At 38.3% G+C, this 12,874-nt stretch carries 10 protein-coding genes; 5 read left to right on the forward strand and 5 right to left on the reverse strand.

Annotation, left to right across the window (positions count from 1 at the left end):
* Nucleotides 1-120 precede the first annotated feature (120 nt).
* The 3 genes from IHV12_RS14630 to ligD are packed head-to-tail and all read left to right on the forward strand — an operon-like array spanning nucleotide 121 to nucleotide 2,860.
* Nucleotides 121-1,008, forward strand: coding sequence for a Ku protein (locus IHV12_RS14630; RefSeq protein WP_197191358.1), 888 nt, complete (start codon nucleotides 121-123; stop codon nucleotides 1,006-1,008).
* On the forward strand, nucleotides 1,005-1,967 hold the full coding sequence (locus tag IHV12_RS22700) for an RNA ligase family protein (RefSeq protein ID WP_231620745.1): 963 nt from the start codon (nucleotides 1,005-1,007) through the stop codon (nucleotides 1,965-1,967). The genes IHV12_RS14630 and IHV12_RS22700 overlap by 4 nt, the downstream gene beginning before the upstream one ends.
* Nucleotides 1,940-2,860, forward strand: a complete 921-nt coding sequence (ligD, locus tag IHV12_RS22705) for a non-homologous end-joining DNA ligase (protein ID WP_231619414.1) — start codon at nucleotides 1,940-1,942, stop codon at nucleotides 2,858-2,860. The genes IHV12_RS22700 and ligD overlap by 28 nt, the downstream gene beginning before the upstream one ends.
* Before the next feature lie 154 nt (nucleotides 2,861-3,014).
* Here the strand turns inward: ligD and IHV12_RS14640 are convergent, their stop codons facing one another.
* The 5 genes from IHV12_RS14640 to IHV12_RS14660 all read right to left on the reverse strand — a co-directional run bounded on the left by IHV12_RS14640 (nucleotide 3,015) and on the right by IHV12_RS14660 (nucleotide 9,321).
* Nucleotides 3,015-4,043 (reverse strand): LacI family DNA-binding transcriptional regulator, encoded by a 1,029-nt coding sequence (locus IHV12_RS14640; RefSeq protein WP_197127500.1) that lies wholly within the window; start codon nucleotides 4,041-4,043, stop codon nucleotides 3,015-3,017.
* Nucleotides 4,044-4,238: 195 nt separating this feature from the next.
* Nucleotides 4,239-5,768, reverse strand: a complete 1,530-nt coding sequence (locus IHV12_RS14645) for an alpha-amylase family glycosyl hydrolase (protein WP_197191287.1) — start codon at nucleotides 5,766-5,768, stop codon at nucleotides 4,239-4,241.
* A gap of 30 nt (nucleotides 5,769-5,798) precedes the next feature.
* A complete protein-coding gene (locus IHV12_RS14650) occupies nucleotides 5,799-6,635 on the reverse strand; it encodes a sugar ABC transporter permease (protein WP_197127498.1) in 837 nt (278 codons plus the stop codon).
* A gap of 1 nt (nucleotide 6,636) precedes the next feature.
* Nucleotides 6,637-7,899 carry a carbohydrate ABC transporter permease gene (locus IHV12_RS14655; RefSeq protein WP_197127497.1) on the reverse strand — a complete coding sequence of 421 codons (1,263 nt, stop codon included), beginning with the start codon at nucleotides 7,897-7,899 and terminating at the stop codon, nucleotides 6,637-6,639.
* Between the two features lie 153 nt (nucleotides 7,900-8,052).
* On the reverse strand, nucleotides 8,053-9,321 hold the full coding sequence (locus IHV12_RS14660) for an extracellular solute-binding protein (protein ID WP_197191288.1): 1,269 nt from the start codon (nucleotides 9,319-9,321) through the stop codon (nucleotides 8,053-8,055).
* A 336-nt stretch (nucleotides 9,322-9,657) separates the two neighbouring features.
* Here IHV12_RS14660 and IHV12_RS14665 point away from each other — a divergent pair, with 336 nt between their 5' ends.
* Together IHV12_RS14665 and IHV12_RS14670 are read left to right on the forward strand one after the other, a co-directional pair.
* Nucleotides 9,658-11,382, forward strand: coding sequence for a glycoside hydrolase family 13 protein (locus tag IHV12_RS14665; protein ID WP_197191289.1), 1,725 nt, complete (start codon nucleotides 9,658-9,660; stop codon nucleotides 11,380-11,382).
* 116 nt (nucleotides 11,383-11,498) lie between these two features.
* A complete protein-coding gene (locus IHV12_RS14670; RefSeq protein WP_197191290.1) occupies nucleotides 11,499-12,854 on the forward strand; it encodes an MATE family efflux transporter in 1,356 nt (451 codons plus the stop codon).
* Nucleotides 12,855-12,874: the final 20 nt, after the last annotated feature.

The following is a 12,874-nucleotide window of genomic DNA, read 5'->3' on the forward strand; positions in this document are numbered from 1 at the left end:
GAATGATATTACATGTTTCTACAATGCATTGTCGAAATCTGTATAAACTATGGAAAAATATACATGATGTTGATACGTCTGGAGAAACTATTTGTAAATGAGTTTGGAAGGATGGTCATGATGCACACGATGTGGAAAGGTGCGATTAGCTTTGGTCTTGTGAATATACCGATCAAGCTGTTTGCCGCAACTGAGAATAAAGATATTAAGATGAGATATTTACATGAAAAGTGCCATAGTCCTGTTCAGTATGAAAAAATCTGCCATGTATGTGAAGAGACTGTGGATTCAAAAGAAATCGTTAAAGGCTATGAGTATGAACCGGGTAAATTCGTAGTTGTTGAGAAAGAAGAACTTGATGAATTAGCAGGTGTATCTGATAAATCGATCGAGATCATTGATTTTATTAAATTAGAAGAGATTGATCCTATCTTTTATAATCGTTCTTATTTCGTTGGACCTGGCGAGAATGGGACAAAATCTTTCGCACTCTTGAAAAAAGCTATGGAAGAAACCGGAAAGATCGGACTTGCTAAATTCACACTTCGGTCAAAGGAACATCTTGCAGCTGTTCGAGTGTACAAGAACGGTTTAGTTCTAGAAACTATCTTTTATCCGGACGAAGTAAGAAATGTTGACCATGTTCCTGGTTTAACAGATGAAGTGTCATTAAATGAAAAAGAAGTTGAGATGGCTAAACAGCTAATTGAACAATTAACTGCTCCGTTTGAGCCTGAAAAGTATGAAGACGAATATCGTGAAGCGGTTCTCGAATTGATCAACAGCAAGATTTCTGGTGATGAAGTGAAAGTTGCTAAAGAAAAGCCAAAAACAAATGTCGTAGATCTTATGGAAGCACTTCAGGCCTCCATCAATGAGAGTAAAGGAAAAGAATCGACTGATAACAATAAGAAAACAAAGGATACCTCGTCTAAAAACAGTAAAAGTGCGGATGAACCAAAACCTAAGAAGAAAAAAACATCTGCAAAGAAGAAAGCTAGTTCATGATTCAACACTTTTTAAAGCCCATGCTCCCTTCTCTTTCAAACGAATTGCCGGAAGAGAGTCATTGGGTATATGAAGTGAAATACGACGGTTTTAGATGTTTACTTTATTGGGATCACGCGAATGTTATCATGACATCTAGAAATGGTCATCCTCTGCATACCATTTTTCCTGAGGTTGTAGATCACCTTAAAACGATCGAAAATAAAGTTAAAGACTTGTTCCCCATACTTTTAGATGGAGAACTATGTATTCTAGAAAATGAAAATAAAGCAAACTTTGAACAGATTCAAAAAAGAGGCAGACTAAAACAGCTCGATAAAATTGTGATAGCTTCTAAACAATATCCTTCTTCTTTTTGCGCGTTTGATCTGCTGGCGATAGAGAATGAATATATGAATACACTACCTTTTTTGGATCGGAAAGAAAAATTGCTGAAACTGCTTCAGACTACAGGTATTTCTAACATTAAAATATCACAGGATCGTCGTCTTAATTTTATCAATTTCACTTCTGAAAAATCTAAAATCATGGAGGATGTGAAAGGAAGTAATAGCGAAGGAATTGTGGCGAAGAAGCTTTATAGTAAATGGTCTTCTGGCATCCGAACGAACGAATGGATCAAAGTTAAAAATCTTAAATTCCATCCATTTATTTTATTAGGTTACGATACAGAGAACGGTTTTTTTCACGTTGGCGTTATTAAAGATCGTTCTGTTCAATTCGTGGGGTTATTCTCTCATGGCATTTCCCCTCAAGAGAAGGAAGCTTTAATACAAATTATAAAGAAAAATATTGCCAGCAAGAACGGGTCTCTTATTTTAATAGAGCCGTCAATCTGCGTAGAACTTTCTTATTTAGAACTATATAAAAATCAATTGAGACAGCCAAGGTTTGTTTCATTCCGTTTTGATACAAATTGGGAGGATTGTACATGGGAAAGTCTACAAAAGAACAAGTAGATCTCAACGTAAACAACGAGATCGTAACATTAACAAGCCCTAACAAACCACTTTGGCCAGATCTCGAAATTGTAAAAGTCGAATATATTAACTATTTAACCCAAATTGCACCTTATATGCTGCCTTTTTTAACAGACCGGGCTTTAACGGTAATCAGATATCCTCATGGAGTTGGTGAGGAGCGCTTTTATCAAAAGAATTGTCCTGATTATGCTCCACACTATGTACATACGAGTATAGAAGAAGATATTAATTATATCGTTTGTAATAACTTACCTACACTACTTTGGCTAGGAAACCAGCTTGCCTTTGAGTTTCATATTCCATACCGAACAGTTAAGAATAGTCATCCATCTGAGATCGTGATGGACTTAGATCCTCCATCTCGAAAGGAATTTCATCTTTCCGTCGAAGCTGCGCTCTTGATAAAAGAAGTGTGTGACAAGTTACATCTCACTACATTTATCAAAACAAGCGGTAATAAAGGCATGCAGATATACATTCCGTTACCTGAACAAGCTGTTACCTTCGAAGACTCACGACTATTCACAGAGTTTCTAGCCCATTATTTAATCGAACGAGAGCCGAAATGGTTTACGATTGAACGTTTAAAAAAGAACAGAGGCAACCGTTGTTACATTGATTATATTCAACACGCAGAAGGCAAAACAATCATTGCTCCCTATTCTGTTAGAGGAAATGATGATGCTTTAGTTGCCACTCCTTTATACTGGGAAGAAGTGAATGCCGCATTAAAGCCTGAGCAATTTCCACTTACCACCATCATCGATCGTATAAACGATGTAGGTGACCCGTTTAAAAATTTTTATTCTTGTAAAAGTAAACAGCCTATCCTACCTGTTATTAATGCTCTTAAAGAAAAAAGCCTCTAAGAAGATTTCAACAATCTTCTTGAGGCTTTTTTTGTATATTTTGTTGCTATCGTTCCACTCAAGGTAACACGTTTTCCATGGGGATGCGAAGAGCCTCCAGCCGCTACACGCCATAAGGAGTCTCCACCTGACAGCTCGTTCCATAGGCAGATCATTACTTTTCGCTAACTTTACTGCATGTCTGCCTTTCGATCAATTGAAAAGGTACGACTACTCGTTTTGCTTCTTTTTCTGGACATTGAATACATTCTAGAAGTCCCTTAGCCGCTTCATAACCAAGTTTAAAGATATTGATGTCTACTGATGTTAGTGAAGGTGATGAGAGTTCAGATAGCATAACGTTGTTGAAACTTAGTAATGAGATGTCATCTGGTACGCTCACTCCTAACTCGTTTAATGTGCTCAGCACACCGAAGGACATAACGTCATCAATAACAAGAAGTGCTGACGGAGGCTCATTTAGCGCGAGGAGCTCTTTAACTGCTTCCTGCCCGCCTTCTTTTAAGAACTCCTCATGAACGATGTACTCATCTTTATAAGGCAGACCCGCATTTCGGATCGCTTTTTCATAGCCTAATAACCGGTCAATGGTTACGACTAGATTTAAATTTCCACCTACAAACCCGATTCGTTCATGACCAAGTGATATGAGATATTCAGTCATTTCTTGAGCAGCTTTGAAGTTGTCATTATCTATATGTGTGATTGTTTCAGCGTTCTTAAACGGCTTTCCGATTACCGTGAAAGGAAATTTCTGTTCTTGTAAGTAGCACATGATCCGATCATCTACACGTGAATACAACATAACGATACCATCCACTCGACGTCCTTGTACCATTCGAACAACACCTTCAAATATTTCATCTTCTGTATTTCCAGTCGACATGTATAGAGCGTATTCTTGCTCATGTGCAATGGTACTGATGCCTCTGATTACTTCTGGAAAAAACGGATTCTGGAAGGCTTTGTCAGCAGAACTAGGCATGACAAGTCCGATCGCCTGCGTGCTTCGGTTTGCCAAACTTCTCGCATTAAAGTTTGGATGATAGCCAAGATAGTCCATCGCTTCTTTTACTTTTCGTTTTGTTTTTTCTGATATTCGAGGATTATTCGCGATTACCCTTGAAACGGTTGAGGGTGCAACATCTGCTAATTTTGCTACATCTTTTATAGTAACTGACATGATATAGTCCTCCTTTCAGACTATTTGGCTTAGTGTATACGCTTACTTAATTCCATCAATAATTGTATAGAATTCGTAGGAAAAAAGAAATAATAATTCCTTTCCACTTTTAATGTTTTTCACTATTTTTGTAAATTGAGCGGTTTCTTTTAGACTATAAGGCTTAACTCGTCTTATTCCGCTACTAGCTTGTAATTATGAGCGTTGTTTTCTTCTACTGATTAGATAGAAAGAGCTCAATATTACTACAACAATTGCTACAGCAACAATCGAATATAGCTTCCATTGTGAATCTGCTTTTTGAACAGCATATATCTCAGCCGTTTCCCCAGCCATATTCACTTCAACAGAAGTATCATTCACCTTTATCTCTTCATTTGATAAAAGACTCACAAGCTTTTTATTATGAAGGCTTTTATCTGAAAAAGAAATACCCGACTTCTTCTTATCATTGTTAAACACGATAAATAATGTTTCATCTTTAAATTTTCGTTTAAAGACCGCTTTCCCATCTTTATCAACAATCATTGAATAATCGCCCCGTCTAAGTGCAGGATGTTTTTGTCTAAGCTTTCCCAATTTAGAAGTGAACGTTTCAAACTCCTTATTTTGAGTAAAGTCCATCATGCGACGGTTGTCCGGATCTTTGGCTCCGTCCATCATATGCTCTGTTCCTTGATAGAGGATAGGAATACCAGGTGCCGAGTAAAGATAGGTAAGAGCAAGCTTCAGCCTTTTTTCGGGATCTTCTTGCTTCAACAGCACTTCACGTACAAATCGAATGTTATCATGATTATCAATAAAGTTTCCTAACGTATACGGATCTTTATAATAGAACTTATTCCGCTCCCATACAGCGTTCAGCTCTGAAAGTGATTGCCCGCTTTGTCTAAAGATACGAACCATCTCATTAAACAAAGGATAGTCTACAAACGATTGTATTCCTGCTTTATTGTACTCAGCAATATATCTTGGATCATTGTGCCAAACTTCACCAATTAAATAAAAGCCAGGCTTTGCTTTCTTCACTCGTTCAGAAAAATCTATCCAAAAGTCTTTTGGCACATGTTTAACAGTATCTAAACGGTAGCCGTCTATATCTGTTTCTTTAATCCAATATTCAGCCATGTCGAGTAAATACTTACGTGTTTCATTGTTCTCTGTGTTCAGATCGGGCAATCCAGCGAGCCAGCCGTTCTCAACTTCTTGTTGGTTATCCCAGTTCCCGATCTCCTTCTCTGGGTGAAACCAAGCCTTTTTTGACGCCTCATCTAACCAAGGATGTTTATAGCCTGTATGATTTACGACTAGATCTAATATAACTTTTATATCACGATCATGCGCTTTTTTAACAAGTTGCTTCAACTCATCCTTTGAACCAAAATGTTCTTCCGTTTCATAGAAATTCTCCGTCCAATAACCGTGATAGCCACCGGGTTCGTTCTTAACCACAGGTGTTAGCCATATCGCCGTAACCCCAAGGTCATCAAGATAATCAATTTTATCCATGATCCCTTTGAAGTCTCCCCCATGGTAAGCTGTGGGGTCATTAAGATCTACATCAAAATCGTTATCTTTATTTCCATTATTAAACCGGTCCACCATAATAAAGTAGATCGTTTCGTCTTTCCATGATCGTTCTTCCTTTTTTTCTGCAAGCGCTTTATTTTGAACAGATAAAAAAAGAAGAAACGACATAGCTAAGAATATCATTCTTTTGCCCATCGCCGTTCCTCCTATAGTAAGGTGCTGTGATTAACCTTTTGTACCACCAGCAGTTAAGCCAGAGATAAAGTAACGCTGCAGTGATAAGAATAATAGACCAATCGGAATCGCTACTAATACAGAACCCGCTGCAAACAATGTAAAACTGTTACCGAATTCGTTCTTAATCATGTTAAACAGACCAACCGCAAGTGTCATCTTCTCATCTGAACTGATCAGAATGGACGCTAAGATAAAATCAGCGAACGGTGAGATGAAACTGAAAAGTGCGATTACCGCTAAGATTGGCTTTGAAAGTGGCAGGATGATCTGCCAAAAGATACGAAAGTGACCAGCGCCATCAATTCGCGCAGATTCGTCTAGTTCTTTTGGAATCGTATCGTAATAGTTCTTTGCCAAGTATGTGTTCATCGGAATCAATCCACCCACATAAACAAGGATTAAGGCAAAGTGTGTATCAAGCAATCCTACTTGGTAAGCTAGGATGTAGATTGCAAGAATCGCTACGAATTGTGGAATCATCTGCAAAATTAGGAAAAGAAGCAATCCGTTCTTACGACCAACAAACTTATATCTTGAGAAAGCATAAGCCGTTAAGCCAATAAAGATTACAGAAAGCACCATTGTTATAAAACAGATTTTTAGCGTGTTCCAGTACCAGATTAGATAATCCGTTTCAGCGAACAGCTCTTTATAGTGAGCTAGAGTTGCATTCTCTGGAATGATCGTCGAACTTGATAAAGTGTTACCTGGGTTGAATGAAGATCCAATTACCCAAAGAATTGGGTAGACCACAATCGCAATCGCTGACAATAGTACTAGATAGGACAGAGTTAATCGTATTCTTCTTGCTGTTTTTATACTCATATTAAATCATTCCTTCGTCCTTAAATGATTTCGTTTTTCTAAACTGCCACAATGCAAGTGACACGATGATCAACGATAATAATACAGTTACAGCTGCTGCCTTACTATATTGAGCTGAAGTCATCGTTAAGTTGTAGATCCAAGAGATCAAGATGTCTGTCCCTCCTGCATTTTGATCAGCCACTGCAGGTCCACCGTTGTTGAATAGATAGATAACGTTAAAGTTATTAAAGTTAAACGTGTATTGTGTGATTAATATTGGTGCTGTTGTAAATAAGACCATCGGAAGTGTGATCTTACGGAATTTATCCCAATTTGATGCCCCATCTACAGTTGCAGCTTCATAAAGTTCACCAGGAATAGACTGAAGTACTCCTGTAGTCATAGCCATGATGAACGGGAAACCAAGCCAAGATTGGATGAAGATCAAAGCGATCTTTGTATAAAAAGGATCAGTCATCCATGGTATGGAATCGATTCCAAGAGGTGCTAAAATAGATTGGTTGATTGCTCCAAACGTATCATTAAATAATCCAGAGAAAATTAAGATCGAAACGAATGCTGGCACTGCCCAAGGTAAGATTAAAAGTGTACGAATAATCCCTTTAAACTTAATTTCTTTTTGATTCAAGACTACCGCCAAGAAGATTCCAATTGCGACTTGAAGGGTTGTTGCAGTAAATGTCCAGATAATCGTCCATGCAAATACAGAGATAAACGTTTCACGCCAAATATCTAAAGAGAAGATTTCGATAAAGTTCTTAAACCCAACCCAATCAACAAGCTTTGCTGGTGGAGAGTTGTACAGATTATAGTTCGTAAATGCTAACAACAACATAAAGATGATCGGAAAAATGACAACGAAGATCAAAAGTAAGAATCCAGGTCCCACCATTAGATAAGGAAATCCTTTGTCTACAACATTATGATATTGCTCTTTTAGTGAGTTAAGTTTCAAGCCGTTATCACGTTTTTTCCCATTTTGGAACGCATCATAGATATTAAAGTAGTAAAACCCTAAACCGATACCTACTACTAGTATGGAAATAACGCCGTTCACTAGTAAGAAGATGGAATGATCTCTAGGCACTTCTGTACCTAGTGTTACGATTCCCCAAAGTCCGATATTCAGAAAATCAAGAAATGCAATAAAGTAACATATCGCTAAAAACAAGAATGCGAAACCTTTAACAAATTGCTTGTTATAGAATTGCCCCATTCCTGGAATGATGGACAGCAAAGCTGCCGTCTTACGGTGTGTCATTACAGGTTTCCCCTTTCTTTTCCCCACTAACTGTTTTGTGTGTAGTTCGAAAGATTTTAGGACCCATACATAAGCGAAATCTTTCCAACACACACAATAGTTAGAGAAAGCAGTACCCGCGACGTCTGGGTACCGCTTTCCACTTATTGCTTATTATTTTTTACCATGGTTCGCTTCAATGTTTTGTCCAATCGTCTTAACTGCGCTTTCTAGAGCAGCTTTTGGCTCAGACTTTCCAGTAGCAGATAATTGAAGTGCGTTTGCAGCTGGAGCCCAAACTTCTGCCATTTCAGGAATGTTAGGCATTGGAACTCCACGTTCTGATTGAACCGCTACAGCTTTAGCTGCTTCGTTGTCTGCAATGATTGGGTCCTCCATTAAAGATACAACTGGAGGAATTTCTGCTGTTTTCTCAAAACGAGTCTTTGCGCTTTCTTCGTTTGTGATGAACTCAACCAGTTTAGCAGCCCAATCTTGGTTAGGAGAGAACTGACTTACGTTGTAACCTTTAACTCCGATGAATGTTTTAACATCTTCACCGTTTGGAAGTTTAGGCATTGGTGCAACACCGATATCGATTCCAGCATCTTTATAGCCTTGGAAAGACCAAGGTCCGTTCATTACAGAAGCAACTTTACCTTCTTGGAAAAGACCATCGATTGTTTGTCCTGCTTTTTCACCGATGATTCCTTTTGGGAACAAGCCATCTTTGTACCAGCTAGTGATATAATCTAGTCCTTCAACTGCACCTTTGTTAGAAAGGCCAAGGTCTTTAGGATCTAATGTTCCGTTGTCGTCTTTAAATACATAGCTTCCATATCCAGAAAGCACACCATTTGCAAAGTAGAAATCAGTCCAGTTTGCTAGGAAACCGTATTGCGCTCCACCTTTATCACCTTTAGAGAATGCAAGAACATCTTCTAAAGATTCTGGTGCTTCAGGCATCTGTTTTTTATTGTAGATAAATACTGGTGTTTCTGTTGACTTAGGAAGACCGTAAAGTTTTCCGTCATATGTTAATGCGTTAATTGAAGATTCAGTGTAAAGCTTTGTTACATCATCAGATACTTTAATTGGTGCGATAAGACCTTCGATCGCTAATGGTCCAATACGGTCATGCGGAGTTGTAATAACATCCGGTCCTTTTTTAGCTGGTCCATCTAGACGAAGCTTCTCTTGCTGATCTAGCATTGGAATTTCTTTTAGCTCAACTTTGATCCCGTATTTCTCTTCGAACTTTTTAATGGCATCTTTTGTTCCAGCACCTTTTTCTTGGTCTTCCCACATAACTAATTTTTCAGGCTTGTCTGAGCCAGATTCTTTCTTACCACCTGTAGAAGAACTATCTTCTTGCGGTCCGCAAGCAGCTAACGCACTTGCAGCTAGAGCAAAAGTTAAAGGCAAAGCTAATAACTTTTTCATCAATTGTACCCCCCATTATTGTTAAAAGATCAAAGCATACAAACGTTTGCACAGATTAGCAAAAAAAATGTTTTTCTGTCTTCTTATGAAGTTTTTTGCCGTTTATGAAAACGATTGCATTACCTGCTCAATTTCATTATACCTATGCTTTGAATTTTTACAATACTTTTTTAATTATTTTTGGTTTCGCTTTCATTTATCTTGATTTTATCGCTGAGAGCGGTTTATACTATCAGCATTACAAGTTGAAGGCAATGTACGTTCTTTTAGGGGTACAACCTAGTTTTTATAGGTTGTGCCCCTTTTTTATTGCTGAAACTGAGAGGAGATCATACTATGTTAAAAGAAGCTATCTACCACAGAGCAGGTAACAATTTTGCTTATGCTTATGACGAGACTACCCTCCACATCCGTCTTCGTACCAAAAAAGGTGATGTTGATTCAGTTACGTTAATTCACGGTGATCCTTATGACTGGACGAAGGATGGCTGGCAGACGTCTCGGTCACTGATGACTCTATCAGGTACAGATGAATATTTTGATTACTATTTTATTGCTATCTCTCCCCCGTTTCGCCGTTTACGCTATGGATTTGAACTGAAGAACGGTGTTGAGACGTTGGTATATACTGAAAAAGGCTTCTATAATGAAGCTCCGTTCGATGACACAGCTTATTATTTTTGTTTTCCATTCTTAAATGGAATAGATGTATTCCGTGCCCCTTCTTGGGTGAAAGATACGGTTTGGTATCAAATATTCCCTGAACGTTTTGCGAATGGAGATACGAGCAACGATCCTGAAGGTTCTCTTCCGTGGGCTAGTGAAGAGCCGAAGTTTAACAATTTTTTTGGAGGAGATTTTCAAGGTGTGATCGATCATATCGATCATCTCGTTAAACTAGGTGTGACTGGTATTTATTTCACACCGATCTTTAAAGCGAAGTCTAATCACAAGTACGATACGATTGATTATTTAGAGATCGATCCACAATTCGGTGATAAAGAAACGTTCAAGCAACTAGTAAAAATTTGTCATGAGAACGGAATTAAAGTTATGCTCGATGCTGTGTTTAATCACAGCGGATACTATTTTGAACCATTTCAGGACGTACTTCAGAATCAAGAGAATTCTACTTATAAGAATTGGTTCCATTTAAGAGAATTTCCAATCCAGACTGAACCACGCCCTAATTATGATACGTTTGCTTTCGAAAAAGCGATGCCGAAACTGAACACTGAAAACCCAGAGGTTCGCGAATACTTACTCAAGGTCGCTCGCTATTGGGTGGAAGAGTTTGATATTGATGGATGGAGATTAGATGTTGCAAATGAGGTTGATCATTCATTTTGGAGAGAATTCAGAACAGCTGTTAAGTCTGTCAAACCAGATGCATATATCTTAGGTGAGATCTGGCATGATTCCATGAACTGGCTACAAGGAGATCAATTCGACGCCGTTATGAACTATCCATTCACAAATGCGGCTCTTGATTTTGTAGCAAAAGAAACGATTGATGCAAAAGTGTTTGCTGAAAAAATGACGGCTGTACTTCATATGTATCCTGAAAATGTTAACGAAGCTGCGTTTAACCTATTAGGTTCACATGATACAAAACGTGTTCTAACGTTCTGTGATGAGAATAAGGATAAGATGAAGTTATTGTTCTTATTGATGTTAACCTTTAAAGGAACTCCATGTATCTATTATGGAGACGAGATCGGTATGACAGGTGGTAATGATCCAGGTTGCAGAAAATGTATGGAATGGGATGAAAACAAACAAGATTTAGATCTGTTTGAACATATTCAATCTTTGCTAACTCTTCGTCAAGATCATAAAGTTCTAGCCAATGACGGCGAAATGAAGTTTATCAAGGCAAATGAGAAAACATTAGTATATGAGCGTTCATCAAATGAGGAAAATGTATGGATCCTTTTAAATGCGGGTGAAGAAAGCGCTGATCTTTCCATTGATATCCCTGAAGGCTACACACATATTTTGGGGTCATCATTCTCAGGATCTTTGCCTGGATACGGCTTTAGTATATATAGAAGAAAATAAACATGTTCCCCCTCACTGTAAAAAGTGAGGGGATTTTATTTCAGTGACTACTCATACCTGATACAATAGGTAAATGTTAAAACCATACAATATAAACACGATGGAGAGGGATTTACATGAAAGGCAACAAAGCTGCTAAGCTTTCCCTTTTTGCCATAACGTGGCCAATATTTATTGAAATAATGCTTCATATGTTGATGGGGAACGCTGATACTCTTATGCTCAGTCAATATTCTGATCATTCAGTGGCTGCTGTCGGACTCACTAATCAACTGTTATCGATCGTAATCGTTATGTTTGGATTTGTTGCAACAGGAGCGAGTGTGGTTATTGCACAGGCAATAGGTGCTAGACTTGAACGTACAGCTGCTGAAGTAGCTGTCGTTGCCATCTTAGGGAACTTGCTTTTTGGGGTACTCTTAAGTGCTGCATTACTTGTCTTTGGCGATGTATTTTTAACATGGATGAATACGCCACCAGAGTTGATGGCTGAAGCATCGAGCTATTTAATGATCGTAGGAGGATTTTCATTTATCCAATCGGTTATTATGACGATCGGAGCTGCCATTAGAAGCTACGGTTTTACGAAAGATGCCATGTATGTCACGATCGGGATGAACATCTTGAACGTATTTGGAAACTATTTATTTATCTTCGGCGCTTTCGGTTTTCCAGTATTAGGTGTTGAAGGTGTAGCGATTTCAACATCTGTTAGCCGATTTTTAGGTTTACTTGTAATTCTGTATCTGTTGTTTAAGCGCTCTTCTATACCATTACCTTTTTCCAGCTCATTCAAATTATTCCCTCTTCATATAAAGGGTGTATTAAAAATCGGATTGCCATCAGCTGGAGAGCATCTATCTTATAGTGGATCTCAGATGCTGATTACGTTCTTCATCACGCTGCTTGGTACAACGGCACTTACTACAAAGGTATATACCTTTAATATTATGATGTTTATCTTCCTTTTCGCTGTAGCGATCGGCCAAGGTACACAGATATTAATTGGTCACTTAATCGGTGCTAAATCGTACGACTCTGCTTATAAGATGTGTCTCAAAAGTCAGACGTATGCCATGATCATAAGTTTTCTTATGGCAGGTATAGCTTCACTATTTGCAAAGCCACTTCTATCTATTTTCACAGATAATCCTGAGATTATTAAGGAGGGTACTATTCTTTTATACTTAACGCTCCTGCTCGAACCTGGCCGTTCTTTTAATCTTGTTATCATTTCAAGTTTGAGAGCTGCAGGTGATGTTAAGTTTCCGGTCATTATGGGTGTCATCTCTATGTGGGGAGTTAGTGTACCACTCGCATACTTGTTAGGGATTACTTTCGATCTTGGTTTAATAGGGATTTGGCTCGCCTTCACTGCAGATGAATGGCTGCGGGGACTCTTTATGCTGTCGAGGTGGCGAAAAAGAAAATGGCAAAAACAATTAGTCGTCAAGCATGAAGCAACTGCATAAATTAAAAAACCGGAGAACAG

This window comes from Fictibacillus sp. 7GRE50 (assembly GCF_015903875.1).
Taxonomy (GTDB): domain Bacteria; phylum Bacillota; class Bacilli; order Bacillales; family Fictibacillaceae; genus Fictibacillus; species Fictibacillus phosphorivorans.